Annotated in this window: 13 protein-coding genes; 3 read left to right on the forward strand and 10 right to left on the reverse strand. The window is 71.2% G+C overall.

The features are described from left to right. Positions 1-60: 60 nt before the first annotated feature. The 5 genes from ACIBKY_RS16515 to ACIBKY_RS16535 form a co-directional block, all read right to left on the reverse strand. Positions 61-2,043, reverse strand: coding sequence for a hypothetical protein (locus ACIBKY_RS16515; protein ID WP_397097495.1), 1,983 nt, complete (start codon positions 2,041-2,043; stop codon positions 61-63). Beyond that, positions 2,040-3,200, reverse strand: coding sequence for a DegT/DnrJ/EryC1/StrS family aminotransferase (locus ACIBKY_RS16520; protein ID WP_397097496.1), 1,161 nt, complete (start codon positions 3,198-3,200; stop codon positions 2,040-2,042). Before ACIBKY_RS16520 ends, ACIBKY_RS16515 begins: the two co-directional genes overlap by 4 nt. After that, entirely contained in the window at positions 3,197-3,916 is a 720-nt protein-coding gene (locus ACIBKY_RS16525; RefSeq protein WP_397097497.1) for an amidohydrolase family protein, read from the reverse strand. Before ACIBKY_RS16525 ends, ACIBKY_RS16520 begins: the two co-directional genes overlap by 4 nt. Then, the gene (locus tag ACIBKY_RS16530) at positions 3,913-4,581 is read right to left on the reverse strand and encodes an amidohydrolase family protein (protein WP_397097498.1); all 669 of its coding nucleotides are present in this window, start codon (positions 4,579-4,581) and stop codon (positions 3,913-3,915) included. The genes ACIBKY_RS16525 and ACIBKY_RS16530 overlap by 4 nt, the downstream gene beginning before the upstream one ends. Before the next feature lie 299 nt (positions 4,582-4,880). Next, on the reverse strand, positions 4,881-6,863 hold the full coding sequence (locus ACIBKY_RS16535) for a PQQ-binding-like beta-propeller repeat protein (RefSeq protein ID WP_397097499.1): 1,983 nt from the start codon (positions 6,861-6,863) through the stop codon (positions 4,881-4,883). 111 nt (positions 6,864-6,974) lie between these two features. On the opposite strand from ACIBKY_RS16535, the gene ACIBKY_RS16540 reads away from it, so the two are divergent. The 3 genes from ACIBKY_RS16540 to ACIBKY_RS16550 all read left to right on the forward strand — a co-directional run bounded on the left by ACIBKY_RS16540 (position 6,975) and on the right by ACIBKY_RS16550 (position 10,463). Further along, a complete protein-coding gene (locus ACIBKY_RS16540; protein WP_397097500.1) occupies positions 6,975-7,697 on the forward strand; it encodes an amidohydrolase family protein in 723 nt (240 codons plus the stop codon). Further along, the gene (locus ACIBKY_RS16545) at positions 7,694-8,416 is read left to right on the forward strand and encodes an amidohydrolase family protein (RefSeq protein WP_397097501.1); all 723 of its coding nucleotides are present in this window, start codon (positions 7,694-7,696) and stop codon (positions 8,414-8,416) included. Before ACIBKY_RS16540 ends, ACIBKY_RS16545 begins: the two co-directional genes overlap by 4 nt. Positions 8,417-8,522: 106 nt before the next feature. Beyond that, a complete protein-coding gene (locus ACIBKY_RS16550; protein ID WP_397097502.1) occupies positions 8,523-10,463 on the forward strand; it encodes a hypothetical protein in 1,941 nt (646 codons plus the stop codon). Here ACIBKY_RS16550 and ACIBKY_RS16555 read toward each other — a convergent pair. From ACIBKY_RS16555 to ACIBKY_RS16575, 5 genes are all read right to left on the reverse strand, one after another. Then, positions 10,435-11,343: a dihydrodipicolinate synthase family protein gene (locus tag ACIBKY_RS16555; RefSeq protein WP_397097503.1), complete on the reverse strand. Its 909-nt coding sequence runs from the start codon at positions 11,341-11,343 to the stop codon at positions 10,435-10,437. The genes ACIBKY_RS16550 and ACIBKY_RS16555 overlap by 29 nt on opposite strands. Positions 11,344-11,373: 30 nt before the next feature. Further along, the gene (locus tag ACIBKY_RS16560; protein ID WP_397097504.1) at positions 11,374-12,240 is read right to left on the reverse strand and encodes a carbohydrate ABC transporter permease; all 867 of its coding nucleotides are present in this window, start codon (positions 12,238-12,240) and stop codon (positions 11,374-11,376) included. Then, on the reverse strand, positions 12,237-13,103 hold the full coding sequence (locus ACIBKY_RS16565) for a carbohydrate ABC transporter permease (RefSeq protein WP_397097505.1): 867 nt from the start codon (positions 13,101-13,103) through the stop codon (positions 12,237-12,239). The genes ACIBKY_RS16560 and ACIBKY_RS16565 overlap by 4 nt, the downstream gene beginning before the upstream one ends. A gap of 57 nt (positions 13,104-13,160) precedes the next feature. Next, positions 13,161-14,414, reverse strand: coding sequence for an ABC transporter substrate-binding protein (locus tag ACIBKY_RS16570; protein WP_397097506.1), 1,254 nt, complete (start codon positions 14,412-14,414; stop codon positions 13,161-13,163). 110 nt (positions 14,415-14,524) lie between these two features. After that, positions 14,525-15,655 carry a DegT/DnrJ/EryC1/StrS family aminotransferase gene (locus ACIBKY_RS16575; RefSeq protein WP_397097507.1) on the reverse strand — a complete coding sequence of 377 codons (1,131 nt, stop codon included), beginning with the start codon at positions 15,653-15,655 and terminating at the stop codon, positions 14,525-14,527. Between the last annotated feature and the right edge of the window lie 62 nt (positions 15,656-15,717).

Raw genomic sequence — 15,717 nt, forward strand, 5'->3', positions numbered from 1 at the left:
CGGATCGAGTGGATCCGGACAGGGGTGGCCGAGTCGGGGGTGGCCGGGTTCCGGAGTGGGTCAGGGGTGGAGGCGGTAGAGAGTGGGGCCTTCGGCGAAGTAGACGTCGCCCGAGCGGTGGACCGCCAGCTGGTGGACCGGCCCCGAGCGCAGCACGGTGTGGCGGCCGGTCCACGGGTTCAGGCGGAACACCGACTGACCGGCATGCGCGCCGTACAACTGAAGGTCGCGGCGGTTGAAGGCCAGCTGTCCGCTCGCGCTCTTGCTCGACGACAGCACCACGCGCTTGACGACCTCGCGGGCCCAGGTGTTCACCGCGAACACCTCCCCGCCCGCGATCCCCCACAACCGACCGGCGGCGTCGAAGGTGAGGGCGGGGATGGCGGGCTTGCCGGGGGCGGGGACGATCTCCCACAGGAGCCGGTTCTCGCGCACCGACCAGGCGAACAGCTTGGCCTCCAGCTGTGTCGGCGGGGTGGCGGACTGGCCGCTGTAGATGGAGGTGCCGCCGTAGACGATGCCGTCGCGGTAGGCGAGCGCGACGATCGACTGGTCCTTGACGACGTTGCGCTGCGAGGACTTCAGGCGCCCCGCCTCCGGGTCCCAGATGGACAGGACGCCGCCCAGATGACCGAGGTCGGGCATGGTGCCGACGGCGAGGTAGCGGCCGGCCGAGACCATGGCGCGCGGGCGGATCTGCTTGTCGGCGGCCCCGTCGTACAGGCGGGCGGGGTTCGGGTCGGGGCCGGGCTGCGGGCTGGGCGAGTACTCGGTGCTGTTCCACGGCAGGCGCGGGTCGTAGGAGTAGACGCGGGCCTCGGGGTAGGCGCCGATGTACAACTTGCCCTGGTGTGTGGTCATGTCCTCGCTCTGCGAGAACGTGTGGAACTCCTCGGTCTTGCCGGACTTGGGGTCGATGCCGGCGAAGCCGCCGTTGAGGAAGCCGCCGGCGTACATGCGGCCGTCGGGGCCCTCGGACAGCGCCGTGACGTCGATCGGCTCACCCTTGATGCCGCTCTGGACGAACGCCTTGGCGCCGGTCTGCGGGTTGTAGCGGAACATCAGGCCACGCCAGAGCAGGCCGACGAGGCTCTTGCCCGGGTAGTCGGGCAGGCCGAGTTCGGCCCATCCGATGCCGCGGGTGTTGGCCACGCGGCCGGTGACCGGCAGGCCGGTGGGGGTGGTGGTCTTGGTCTTGGGGTCGTAGCGGACGAGCTCGCCGCCCTTTACAAAGTAGACCCGTCCCTCGTCGTCCGGTGGCGAGACGTCCAGGCCGTGGGCGGCGTCCAGCCGGTCGGTCCACTTGCCCGCGGCGATGTCCCACACGTGCAGGGGGCCCGGACTGGCGCCGCCGAGCCGTACGTAGAGGTAACCGGCGGCGGCGTCGACGTCGTAGGCCCACTTGCCGGTGGTGTCCTCGGGGGCGGGCAGTTCCTTGATCGCGCCGCCGGCCGCGTCCACCTCGAAGATCTTGGCGGGTGCCTCGGTGCCGGCGTAGATCTTGCCGCCGGCGTGGGAGACGCTGCGGATGTAGGCGTGGGCCGCGGACAGCCGGCCGTAGTCGCGTACGCCGGTGGCGGGGTTGTAGGCGAAGAGCCTGCCGCCCGGCGAGGTGCCGCCGTAGACGGTCGCGCCCTCGCCCGCGGCCAGTGTCCAGACGAACGTCTCGCCCCGCAGCGGGTTGCCGAGATCCTGGACGCCGCCTTGGGCCGTCCAGCGGAAGAGCTTGCTGCCGCCGTACGTGCCCGCGTACACGCTGCCGTCGGGTGTGGCCTCCACGGCCCACGCGCCGCCGGAGCCCGGCAGGTCGAACCTGGAGGTCTGCGCCCCGGTCGCCGGATCCACGGCGTTGAGGTGGGCGGGGCTGCCGGAGGAGGCGCTCCAGATCACCGTCTTGCCCTCCGGCCCGGGGGCCACGGCGCCGCCGAGCAGCAGCACGTCCTGGAGCGGGACGCCGAGGTTCTCCGGAGCGGGGGCGGGGGCCGGGGTGAGCGCGGTGACCGCGACGAGGACGGCCGCGAGCGCTCCCTTCCATAAGATCATGCGTGCAGCACCTTCGTGAGGGCCTCGACGAGGTGCGAGGCGTGGGCGGGATCGTCCATGAGCATCGACTGGCGCATCCAGACCACCTCGCGCGTGGCGGCCTCGGTGGCGGGGCACGGCTCGGGGCGCGCGCCGGCCTCGGTGAGCGCGGCCATCGTGCCGAGCGGCGGGTAGCCGCCGTCGAGCGGCACCCCTTCCGCCGCCATGGCCTCCAGGAAGAAGGCCCGGTCGAACGGCACGCGCACGCGCAGCATCAGCAGGTGACGCGAGTCGAGCGTGGTGCCCGGCGGCCGCGGCACCACGCTCACCGGCAGCCCGGTCGCGGCCAGCCCCCGCTCCACCTCGGCGGCGAACGCGTTGCGCCGGGCGATCTCCGATTCCAGCCGGTCCAGCCAGGGCAGCAGCAGCGCCGCCTGGATCTCGGTCAGGCGCAGGTTCCAGCCGACGTTCGGGTGGCCGTACCACTGGCCGCCGAGTTTGCGCCCGAGGTTGCAGACCGACCAGATCGCCTCATGGTCGGCCTCGTCGCGGCAGACGATCAGCCCGCCCTCCCCCGCCGTCATCGCCTTGCTGGCCTGGAAGCTGTAGACGCCGGCGTCGCCGAGCCCGCCGATCGGACGGCCCTTGTAGCTCGCGCCGTGCGCCTGCGCCGCGTCCTCGACGACCTTCAGCCCATGGCGTACGGCTACCGCGTTGATGCCGTCCATGTCGGCCGGGCTGCCGGCCAGGTGCACCGGCATGACCGCGGCCGTGCGCGCGGTGACGGCGGCCTCGACCGCGGCGGCCGTCAGGTGCAGGTCCACCGGGTCCACGTCCACGATCACCGGTACGGCTCCCGCCAGCAGCACCGAGGTGGCCGAGGCGACGAACGTGTACGCGGGCACGATGACCTCATCGCCCGGCCCGACGCCCAGGCCGCGCAGCGCGGCGAACAGGCCCAGGGTGGCGTTGCCGACGGCGACGCCGTACCGGACGCCGGAGAGGCGGGCGAACGCGGCGGTCAGGTCCGCGCAGGCGGAGCCGCCCTGGGTGGCTCCCCACCGGCCGCTGTCGAGGACGTCGGTGACGAGCTTGCGCTGCGCGTCGTCGAGCGGCGGCGGCCAGGCGGGCCACGGGGTGGTGCGGACGGGGGTGCCGCCGTGGATGGCGAGGGTCATGCGAGGCGTCCTTTCAGCACGCGCGCGAGGTTGCCGCCCTGGATGAGGGCACGGTCGGCGTCGCTGACCGGGGCCAGGGCGACGCGGCCGAAGCCGACACGCAGGTCGAGGAAGCAGGAGTCGGAGCCGTAGACGACGCGGTCGGCGCCGGCCAGGTCGGCCAGCTTGGCGATCCAGCGGCCGGTCATCTTGGAGCCGCAGATCTCCAGGTAGAGGTTCGGGTGGCCGTGGATGAGCTCGGCGGCGCGGGTGAAGCCGTACGGCCACAGGCCCGCGTGACCGAGCAGCAGCGGGACGTGCGGATGGCGCCGCGCGACGGTCGTGAACTGGGCCGGATCGCTCCACGGCGAGTCGGTCTGGCCGTGCGCGAGCACGGGCAGGCCCAGCTCCCAGACGGGGTCGTAGCGGCGGTCGTCGAGGCGGCACTGGTGCACGTCCGGGTGGATCTTGACGCCCCAGACGCCTTCGCTGGTGAGGCGGTTGCGCTGGTGCGGGTTGTAGACCTGCCAGACGCCGATGCGGCCAGGAAACCGCCCGGCCGCCTCGAACGCCAGCCGGTTGCCCTCCTCGGCCGACGGCCCGACGCCGAGCAGGTGGCTGATGCCGATCGCGTCGATGCCGAGGCGGTCCATCAGCTCGATCATGCCTTCGGCGGTCTTGTCAGGGATGAGGAAGTCGGGCCAGGGTCCGAGGTGGCCGTGCGCGTCGAGGATCACAGTAGGCCGCCTCCCGTCGCGATCAGCTCGACGTCCTCGTCCGGCAGGTCGAGGTGGTCCAGCAGGAAGCGCGGGCCGCAGTCGTCGAGGACGGGGGCGCCGGTGCCGAAGACCAGGCGCTCGGGGCCGTACAGTCCGGCCAGCCACTCGACGCCGCGCTGGGTGTTGACGGTGCCGATCTCCAGCCACAGGTTGGGGATCTCGGCCATGAGCTCGCCGATGGTACGCAGGTGGCGGTAGCCGGGGGTGAGCAGCAGGATGCGTTGCCGCGGCAGGTGCCCGGCGAGGGCGAGGAGCTGGCCGGGGGAGGTCTCCTCGAACTCGACGGCCACCGTGGTCTCCATCGCGCGCAGCCACCGGAGCGTGTTGGGTCCGGTGAGCTCGAAGCGGTGCCTGGACGGGCACAGGCGGACCATCGGCACGCTCCAGTCCGGGATCGGCTCGAAGGACTCGGGCACCAGGACGGGGACCGGCTGGAGGGCCGGGTCCTTCAGTTCCATGAGCGCTTCGTTGCCCGCTCTGGCGTCGGAGTAGAGGCTGAGGGTGTGGGTCACGTGGGCGCGCTGGATGCCCAGCCGGGACATGTCGGGGCGCGGGTCCTCCGGCAGGTCGTCGAACGGCACGGGGCCGATCAGGCGGTGGGCGTCCGTGACGTATTTCGGCACAGACCGAAACTAGCTGCGCCCCGCAAGCCCGGTCAAGACCACCCCACCCTCGCCCCCGCGCCCTCGGGTGCCGGTGGAACGGCGGAGCGTACGGACAGCCGGAGAGCGCTTGGCCAAGGGAGGCGCGGGCAACGGCCCGCGAGACACCCCGAGGGGCGCATGTGGGTGAAGCGCTCCCAGCGCGGGACACCCGGGCTCGGAGCGTGACCCCTCCGGCCCCTCGGAGCGTGACCCCTCCGGCCTCTCGGAGCGAGCCCAAGGGTGGTGGAGCGAGCCCCGAGGTTGGGGAGCGGGGTGGGTTAGGGGGTGGGTGGGGTCAGGGGTGGGCAGGCGGGATCGAGGTCGAGGCGGGCCAGGGTGCGGCCGACGAGGGCCCAGGCCTTCCAGGAACCGGGTTCGAAGTGGAGTTGCGGGTTGGTGTACCAGTCGTCGCCCAGCCCCGCCGCCACCGGCTTGGCCTCTGACCCCAGCAGGTACGCGTTGCCCCCGCCGAAGAAGGCCGAGGTGAACACACGGCCCCGGTGCACGGTCAGCTCGCCGTACCCGGAAAGGGTGCCCTGGTGTTCGACGGTGCGGGTGGCCAGGTCGAGGGCGATCCAGGCGCCGGAGTTGCGCTTGTAGACCCCGTAGATCAGGCCACGGTGCACCTTGATGTCCTGAAAAGTGCGGAAATTGGCGACAGGCTCGACCTGCCAGAGAATCTGGCGCTTTTTCAGGTCGAAGGCGGCGATGGAGGCCGCGGTCCGGGTCGGTGGGGTGCCGCCGCCGCCCAGGACGTCGCCGCCCAGGTACACGATGCCGCGCGCGGCATCCAGGGACAGGCTCATGAGGCTCTGGTCCGGCATGATCCCGGCATAGACGTCCTTAGCACCCGTGTCCGGATCCACGATCGACAGCGCGCCGTTCAGCCGGGCGCCGAGCGGGGCCGAGGCGACGAGGAGCTTGTCGCGGACCGGGTCGTACTCGATGTCCCACGGCCGCGCCTGGTCATGCCCCAGGAAGCCGAGGCTGCGCAGCTTGTCGGTGCGGATGTCGATCTCGAGGATCTGGCCGCTGGGGTAGATGGCCGCGTAGATCTTGTTCCCGCGCCGCACCATGTCCTTGGGCTCGCCCGGGACCCGGAAACGACGCTGCTCGCCGGTACGCAGGTCGCGTACCTCCATGGAGAAGTGGCCGCCGACGTACACGGCCCGGTGCGGCACGAGGAGCATGCTCTGGACGCGCTCGGCCCCGGCGGGCAGTCCCGCGTCGATCAGGTCGGCGAACTCCGACTTCCCGGTACGCAGGTCCAGCCACCACATCCCGCCGCTGCCCGAGAAGCCGGTCAGCGTGTCCGCGCCGGTCAGGACCAGGCGGCGGGTCTCGTCGTCCTGCGATGGCGGGCCGGCCACCCGGGTGGTGGCGGCGTCGCCGGTGCGGTAGCGGTGCACGGCGCCGTCGGGCCGGGAGGTGCCGTAGACGGTGCCGTCCGGGGCGGAGACGAGCGCGTCGAGCGGGGGCGAGGCGGCCGTACGCGGGTCGGAGCCGTCCTTGCGCACGTCGATCAGCGTCGAGCCGCTGACCGCGAGCACCCGGTCGCCGTGCTCGGCCACGACGCCGATGCCGGTCGTGCCCTGGGCGAGTTGCCTGACGGTGCCGTCCCGGCGGTCGATGGCCATGAGCTTGCCCTTGTCGAGCAGGCCCGCGTAGACGTGGGTGGCGTCGGCGGCCAGCGCCCTGACGTATCGCTCCCCGGCGGCCAGGACCCCGAAGTTCCTGACGGCGGCCGTGGCCGGGTCGTACTCCCAGACGCGCCCGTCGGGGTAGGTCCCGGCGTACAGCTTGCCGTCGGGCGCGGCGGCCAGGCTCCACACGAAGCCGCCGTTCTTCCCGAAGGAGTGCAGGTGCTTCACCTCGCCGGTGGCCGGGTCGAAGCTATACAGATCGGGCACGGGATACGTCCCGACATACACCTTTCCGCCGGAGATCGCCGTGGCCCAGCCGCCTTCCGGCTCGCCGGTCGCGGGGCCGTCCGGGAGCGTGACGCTTCTGACCACCTTGCGGGTGCTCAGGTCGACGTCGGCGAGCACCGGCGGTTTCTGGCCGCGCGTCACGACATAGGCGTGACCGTCGTGTACGGCGGCGCCGACGATCGCCCCGGTCACCGAAGCCGGCCCGAACGTCTCGACCCGTGTCCCGTCACACCTCCCGGGCTTCTGGCCGGGCGGCGCGGCGTGGGCGGGAAGGGGGGCGGCGAGAGCGAGGGCCAGCACGGCCGCCGCGATCGCGGAAAATGCGCGCATGGGAGGCTTTCTGCGAGTGGGGGTGAGCGGACGCATCGATTGCTCGTTTTTCTTGCTCAATTTTGGCCCAGACCGTAATGTTCTGAGCGCGAATAGTCAATGGAGGCGGTTGTGACGGCGTTCGACGCGCGCGAGCTGATCGGCGAACTCACGGTGACCCTTGACGTGGACGTGCTGGTCGGAGCATACGCCGACCGCGACGGCCCGCCCGGCGACCCGGCCTCGGTCCTGGGCACGCTGACCGGGCACGGCATCAGGGCCGGGGCGGTGGCGTCGCTGCGGGCGGCGTTGTTCGACATGCGCACCGGCAACGACGAGGTGCTGGCGCTGCCGGACGCGGTCCCGGTCGGCACCGTCGACCTGCGCGACCCCCTCGGCGCGGTGCGCGAGATCGAGCGCCTCGTGCCGCTGGGCGTGCGGGCGATCCGGCTGTTCCCCGACGAGCAGGGGGTGGAGGCCGGGTTCCCTTCGGTGCGGCACGTGGCGCGCAAGGCGGCGGAACTCGGGCTGACCGTGCTCACCGGCGGGGACGTGCGCAGGTTCTGGCAGCCGTTCGCCGGGCTGGGCGCGAACGTGGTCTTCCTGGACACGCACTTCTACCACCTGGGCGACTTCCTGGTCGCCGCCGCCGACGAGCCGGGCTTCCACACCTCGACCCGGCTGCTCAACTCCCCCGACGCGCTGGAGACCGTACCGGCCGAGCGGCTTCTGTACGGCTCGCGCACCCCGCACTACGAGCCCGTCGTCCCGCTGCTGCGGCTGGCGACCAGCGGGCTCAAGCCCGAGGAGATCGCCGCGGTGGCCGGCGGCAACGCGAGGAGGCTGCTCGGATGATCATCGACGTGCACGCGCACTGGGGCCCGTGGTTCTTCACCATGGACGTGGCCGCGCTCAACCACGCCACCATGGACCGCTACGGCATCGGCCGCTCGATCGTGTCGGCCACCGAGGCGGTCATCTACGACCCGGGGACCGGCAACCGCGCGCTGGCCGGCTGGCTGGCCACGACCGGCCGCCACTACGGCTACGTCACGATCAACCCGCGCCGCCTGGACCAGGCGGAGAAGGACCTGCGCGAGTACCTGCCCACCGGCCGGTTCAAGGGCGTCAAGATCCACACCGACTACACCCGCTCCCCCGCGGACTCCCCGCAGACCCGCGAGGCGCTCGCGCTGGTCGCCGCGCACGGCGTGCCCGCGCTGGTCCACACATGGGGCCCGACCGTCCTCGACCTGGCCGCGACCTGCCTGGACACCCCCGGACTCAAGGTCATCGCGGGACACATGGGCGCCGACGGCCACCGCCACGCCATCGAGGCCGCGCGCGGCTGCGACCGCCTCTACCTGGAGCCCTGCTACTCCCACGCGCCCGCCCGGCGCATCGCCGAGGTGGCCGCGGCGGTGAACCCCGACCGGCTGCTGTTCGGCACCGACTCCACGCTCATCGACCCGGCCTCCGCGTTCGGCGCGGTCGCCGCCGCGCGGCTCGACCCGGAGACCGCCGAGAAGGTCGCCTGGCGCAACGCCGCGGCCCTGTTCGACCTGCCCGTCTGACGTCGCGCACGGGTCCGGCCCCGCCCGCCTGACATCCCCCTGCCTCCCCGGCCGCACCCTCGCCGGAGCAAATTACGGCCCAGACCGTTACCTAAGGAGCAAGCGCATGATCCCCCGCCGACGTTTCCTCCAGGCCGCAGCCGCCTCGACGGCCGCCCTCGCCTTACCCGCCGCACCGGCGATGGCCGCTTCCGCCCCCGCGGAGGGCACGCTCACCGGCCTGGGCCCGGCCAGTGTGGCCAGCCCGCTGGGCAACGGCGAGTTCGTGGGCGACGTGCTCTACATGGGATCGCGCGGCCTGTCGCCCAACGTGGTCGGCGCCTGGGATCTCACCCAGGACAAGATCACCGCCCACCACGAGATCCCCACCGGCGTCGGCGTCTGGGCGATGTGCAAGGCCGGCACCGACGTCTACGTCGGCACCCACTCCCGCTCCGACCTGTACAAGATCGACACCCTGACCGGGACCACCACCAAGCTCGCCGAGTACCCCGACCACTTCATCTGGACCATGGCCGCCGCCCCCGACGGCAAGATCTACATGGGCATGTCGGAGCCGGGCCGCGTGGTCGAGTACGACCCGGCCACCAGGACCAGCCGCGACCTGGGCCAGCCCGCGCCCGGCGAGGCGTACGTGCGCAGCATCCAGGCCGACGACCAGTACGTCTACGCCGGTGTCGGCGCCAACGCCCACCTCATCGCCATCGACCGCCGCACCGGCGCCAAGCGCGAACTGCTGCCCGCCGAACTGGCCGACCGCGACTGGGTCTCCAGCATGGCCGGCAGCGACACGCACCTGGCGGGCGGCCTCAACTCCACGGCCGAGCTGGTCGTGATCGAGAAGGCGAACCCGGCCAGCTACAAGGTCGTCAAGGCGTCGGCGCCCGGCGAGAAGTACACCGTCGCCGTCCTCATCTTCGACGGCTGGGTCTACTTCGCCGGCCGCCCCTCCGGGACCGTCTACCGCTACGAGCTCGCCGGCGGCAGGTCCGAGGTGCTCGGCGTGCCGTTCCCCGAGGCGCAGACGGTCCGCATCCTGGAGCACAAGGGCAAGATCTACGGCCTGCAGGACAGCGGCGTCTTCGTCTACGACCCCGCCACGGGCACCATGGACTACCTCAGCCACGTACAGCGGGGCTTCCGCGCCGCGGCCGAGGCGCCGATGTCGGTGCACTCCGACGGCAGAACGGTCTACGTCGGCGGCAAGAGCGGCGCCGACCTGCACGACCTGGCCACCGGCAAGGTCACCAGGCTGCCCATCCCCGGCGAACCGAAAACCATGATCACGGTACGCGGCACCACGTACCTGGGCGTCTACACCCAGGGCGCCCTGTACGCCCACAGGGCCGGGCAGCCCGAGGCCAAGCTGCTGTTCCGCACCGGACACAACCAGGACCGCCCCAAGGACCTGGCCTACGACCGCCTGACCGGCCTGATCGCGATGCCGACCCAGCCGGAGCCCGGCCACCAGAACGGCGCCCTCGACATCTATGACCCCAGGACCGGCAGGCTCGACACCTACCGCCCGGTCGTGGACCGCCAGACCGTCTTCTCGGTCACCGCCTACCTCGGCACGCTCTACTGCGGCACCAGCACCCAGGAAGGACTCGGCTCGCCCCCCGTCACCCCCACCGCGAAGCTGGCCGCCTTCGACCTGCGCACCCGCAAGGTCACCTGGCAGCTCGAACCGCTGCCCGGCATCGCCGCCGTCACCGACCTCGCCCACACCCCGCTGGCGGTCTACGGCATCACCAACACGGGCGTGCTGTTCGAGTACCACCTGCTGAAGCGGAAGATCACCCGCACGCTCAAGGTCAGCGAGCGCGGCGGCGACCTGCTCATCGCCGGGTTCACCGCCTACACCAGCGACGTGAACACCGTCTACCGCGTCGACCTGCGCGCCTGGACCGTCAAGAAGATCGTCACCGGCCTCGCGAGCGACTGGTTCGGCGGCGGCTCCAAGCTCAACATCGCCCCCGACCACCGGTCCCTGTATGCCATCAAGGGCCGGGACCTGGTCAGCGTGGCGATCTCGCCGTACCGGTGAGGATGTCCTTGACGCTGAGCGGCTCCGACCCCAGGTCGGGGCCGTACAGGTCGTGGGCGTGGGTGGCCGGGATGCGGCCCTCCTCGGCCGCCAGCCACAACATGCGCTGGACGTAGCCCTCCATCGGCTCGGTGAACGTGGCCTCGGCCAGGCGGTCGAGGCGGGCCGAAGCGTCCTCGAAGGCCCGCAGGTCAGAGCCCTGGTAGGCGCGCAGAACGTCGGCGGTGACCTTCACGTGCGCCGCCGCGAGGCCGACCAGAGCGGCTTCGGCCCCCCACAGCAGGGACGGGCCGAACATACGGTCCTCACCGGTGATGGCCAGGCGGCCGGCCTCGCGGGTGATGGCGATCGTGCGCTGGCAGGCCATGGCATCCGACAGCAGCGCCGCCTTCAGCCCGGCCACGCCCGGCAGCGCCACGAGCGCGCGCAGCACGTCCGGCGGGCAGGGCAGGCTGTAGAGGTCGAAGGCGATCAGCGGCACCCCGGTCGCCTCCCACACGGCCCGGTGTTCCGCCACGCGGTCGCCGGGCGACGGGAACGGCATGAGCGCCGCGGCCCCCGCCTCCGCCGCCGCTCTGGCCTGCGCGACGACGTCCGTACCCCCGGCGCTCCCGACTCCGACCACGACGGGCACGCCGAGCGCGACCGCGCGCTCGACGACGGCGGCGCGCACCCCTTCGCTCAGGTACGGCCCGCGCCCCGTGTGGGCCAGCACCGCCAGCCCGCCGGCCCCGTCGGCGACCAGGCCAGCGAGATAGGCGGAGACCAGGTCGAGGTCGACCTCGCCCGCGGTGGTCATGGGGGTGGCCGCGGCGGCGACCAGCGTTCCGCGCAGGCGCTCGCGCAGGTCGGCCGCGCGTGGGTCGATTGCCGTGCTCATGTCGCACCAGCCTAGAGCGTCAGGGACGGATCACTTCAACCCGGTCATCGCGATGCTGTTGACGAGGTAGCGCTGCAGCAGGAAGAAGACGGCCAGGCAGGGCACCACCGAGATCGCCGCGGCGGCCATCTCCATCGACTGCGGGAACTGCTCGCCGCGCAGCGTGGACAGGCCGACGGTGAGCGTGCGCATCTCCTCGCTGCTGGTCGCCACGAGCGGCCACAGGAAGTCGTTCCAGTGCCACAGGAAGACGAAGACGCCCAGCGTGGCCAGGATCGGCTTGGTGAGGGGCACCACGATCTGCAGGTAGATGCGCCATTCCGGGGCGCCGTCCACCTTGGCGGCCTCGAACAGTTCGTCGGGCAGGTCGCGGATGAACTGCCGCATGAGGAACACGGCCTGGGAGTTGGCCAGCGTGGGCACGATCAGGCCCCAGAAGGTGTCCGCGCCGTTCAGGTCGGAGATCAGGATGAACAACGGGATCAGGGTGGCCTGGAAGGGCACCATCATCGTCGCCAGGAACGCCCACATCAGCGCGTCGCGGCCGGGGAAGCGCTTCTTGGCGAAGGCGTACCCGGCCATGGAGGCGGTCAGCAGGATGATGACCACGGAGACGGCGGCGTAGATGAAGGAGTTCAGCGTCCAGCCGAGGAAGCCGGAGGAGGTCAGGTTCGTGACCACGTTGTCCAGCGTCAGCTCGTCCGGCCACTGGTGCGGCAGGGTCGGCTCGTTCTTCGGGCTGAGCGCCAGCACCAGCATCAGCAGGAACGGGCTGACGGTGAGCACGGCGACGAGCCCGAGCAGGAGGGCGAACGGCCACTGCCGGCCACCCCTGCGCCGGGGCTTGGCGGCCCGCGCGGGCGCCGCCGTCACCGGCTTGGTCTCGGTAAGCGTCATGTGTTGCTCCGATCGAGCAGACGGCGCTGGATCATCGAGACGATGAAGACCAGGACGAACAGCACGATGCCGATCGTGGCCGCGTACGCCACGTTGAAGTTCCCGAAGCCCTGGTCGTAGAGCGCGTAGATGAGGTTGTAGCTGGCCCGCGACGGCCCGCCGCCGGTCATCACGTAGATGACGTCGAAGGCCTGGAACGCCCCGATCGTCTCGATGACGATCACGAAGAACAGGGCGGGGCGCAGCAGCGGCAGCACGATGCTGCGGAAGCGCTGCCAGGCGTTGGCGCCGTCGACGCGCGCGGCCTCCAGGTACGAGGACGGGATCGACTTCAGCCCGGCCAGCAGGATGAGCATCGAGTAGCCGAAGCCCTTCCACACCGAGACCGTGGCCAGCGCGGGCAGGACCAGCGAGGTGTCGTCGAGGAAGCCGACGGGACCCAGATCGATCTTGGCGAGCAGGCCGTTGATGAAGCCGTCGAACTCATACATCCACCGCCAGATGACGCCGGCGAAGACGAAGCTGGTCACGTAGGGCAGGAACAGCGCGCTCCGGAAGATCCCCTTCATGAAGATGACGGAGTTCAGCAGCAGCGCCGTGCCGAGCGAGACGAGCAGGGTCAGCGGAACGTAGATCGCCACGTAGACGATCGTGACGCGCAGCGCTCCCATGAAGATCGGATCGTCGAAGAGCCGGGCGTAGTTGGTCACGCCGACGAAGCTCCAGCTCCCGCCGAGCTGGTAGTCCGTCACGCTCAAGCCCGCCGCGCCCAGCGAGGGAACGAACCGGAAGATCACGAAGAGCACGAGCATCGGCAGGACGAACAACAACCCGGTGATGGGGTCGCGCAGCCGGTGTCGCACAGGTTCACGCCTTTCGCGAAGGGGTGGGGAGGCCGCGCGGCGGCCTCCCCGCGTACATCAGCCCGCGGCCGCGAGCTGGTCGTCGACCAGCTTGGCGGCGTCGTCGAGCGCCTGCTGGGCGGTCTTCTTGCCCTGCAGCGCCGACTGGATCTCCGGCGCGAGCGCGGTCATCACCTGGCGGGCGGCCGGGTGCGTGTCACCGGGGAAGGCGAACTCCAGCGACTTCTCGAACTCCTTGGCCAGCGGCGACGTGCTCGCCGGCGAGGCGTCGGTGCGGGCGGTGAAGTAGCCGGACGCGGTGGCGAGCTGGGTCGCGACCTCGGCCGAGCCCAGGTAGGCGGCGAACTTCTTGGCCGCGTCGGCGACCTTGGACGCCTTCGTCAGCACGATGCCGCCGGGGATGCCGAAGGCCACCTTCTTGGCGCCTTCGATCGGGCCGCCGACGACCACGTTCTCCTCGCCGACTCCGGCGCCGAGCTGCGTGGCGCCGATGGGGGCCGCGGCGTGGTACATGGCGACCTTGCCCTGGGCGAGCGGGCTGCCCTCGATCACGTTGGCCAGCGTCGCCGCGTTCCCCGGCAGGCCGCCGGCCTTCTGCAGGTCGAGCAGGAACTGCAGCGACTTGACGCCCTCGGGGCCGTTGAAGGCCGCCTTCTTGCCGTCGGCGGAGAAGACGGTACCGCCGTTGGCCCACAGGATCGGGTAGAAGCTGAGGTTGAGTGACGTCTCGGGGGCGCCGGGGTAGAGCAGGATCGGCGTCTTCCTGGCGGCCAGCTTCGGCGCGGCGGCCAGCACGTCGTCCCAGGTCTTGGGCACTTCGGCGACACCCGCGTCGGTGAGCAGCTTCTTGTTCCAGATCGGCGCTGTGATCGTCTGGTAGATCGGGACGCCGTAGAGCTTGCCGTCGACGCTCAGCGCGCTCAGCGCGTTGGGGCGGAACGACGCCTTGTCGGCGGCGATCGCGTCGTCGATGGGGGCGACGGTGCCCTGCTTGACGTACTGCGGGATCTGGTCGGGGCCCAGCAGAACCAGGTCGAATCCCTTCTTGGAGGCCAGCGCCGCCGTCACCTTCTGCTGGCGGCCGTCCCAGGGCTGCTGCTCGATCTTGACGTCGATGCCCGCGTTCTTGGCTTCGAAGTCCTTCTCGACCTTGTCCCAGAACGCCTTGCTCTTGGCCTGGTCGTCGATGACGGGGTACATCCACATCGTCACCGTGCTCTTGCCGCTGTCGGATCCGCCATCGGATCCACCGCATCCGGCGAGCGTCACTCCCAAGGCGGCCGCGAGGCCGGCTACCGCTACCTTCCTCATGGGCCTTCCTTTCTTCGTAATACCGGTCTAGACCGAAACCTAGCGATCGGGAGAACAGGGGGTCAATGCCTGATACATGACCGTAACTAGGCGGCCCTCCGGGGTATCGGTCACCGGCAGTGCGCCCGCACGCTCGCCGAGATCGCGGCCACGTGCTCGCCGGTGTAGTTCTCGTTCCAGTCGATGACCAGCAGCGTATCGCCGACCAGCCGCTCGGCCTCGGGGCAGGCGGCCGCCCGGTAGCCCTCCAGCGGGTAGCGCGAGCTCCCGTACAGGGGGGCGTCGAGGACCGGCGCGTGGTTGAGGGTCTGGGTCAGGTATCCGGCCCGTGCCGGAATCCCGTCCTCGCGCAGCTTCTCCGCCACCTCGCGGGCCTCGCCGCCGGGGAAGACGAGCGGGAACAACCACCACGCGTGACCGTCGGGACGCGGCAGCCGTACCCGCTCCAGCCCCTCAAGCTCCTCGATCAGCCGTACGGCGGCGCGCCGCCGGTCGGCCAGCACGCCGGGCAGCTTGGCCAGCTGGGCACGGGCCACCGCGCCCTGCAGTTCGGTCATCCGGTAGTTGAGGCCCAGGCTCTCGTGCGAACGGCCGCGCGCGCGGTCCCAGCCCTTGTCGGCGAACAGGCGCATGCGCCTGGCCAGTTCGTCGTCGTCGGTGAGCGTCAGGCCGCCGTCGCCGCAGGTGATGTGCTTCCACTGCTGGAGGCTCAGGGTGGCGACGTCGCCCGCGGTGCCCGCGAAGCGGCCGCCGGGCAGTTCGGTCAGCCACGCCTGGGCGCAGTCCTCGATGAGGGCCAGGCCGTGCTCGTCGGCCAGCGCGCGGAACTCGGCCATCGGGGCCGGGGCGCCGAACAGGTGAACCACCATGATCGCCCGGGTGCGGGGGCCGATGAGCTTGGCGACGGAACCGGGATCGAGAATGCCGGTGGAGGGGTCCACGTCGGCGAAGACAGGGACGGCGTTCTGCGCCAAGATGGGGGCCACCGTGCCGAAGTCCGTGATCGGTGTCGTGATGATCTCGTCCCCGGGGTCCGGTGCGGCCGCCACGACCGAGAGATGGAGGGCCGCCGTGCCGGAGCTGCACGCGATGGCGTGGCGGGAGCCGTACATCCGCGCCACCTCGGCTTCGAGCGCGCGCACCTCCGTCCCCCAGACGGAGCTGAGCATGCCGGAACGGATCACCCGCTCCAGCGCCGCGATCTCCTCGTCGCCGAGGGTACGGCCGGCGGATTCGGCCATGCTTGGAAACTTGAGAGTCACAAGTTAACCTTTCGGTCTTGACCGTAATAGTGAAGAAGGAG

Source organism: Nonomuraea sp. NPDC050394, assembly GCF_044459065.1.
Lineage (GTDB): Bacteria > Actinomycetota > Actinomycetes > Streptosporangiales > Streptosporangiaceae > Nonomuraea.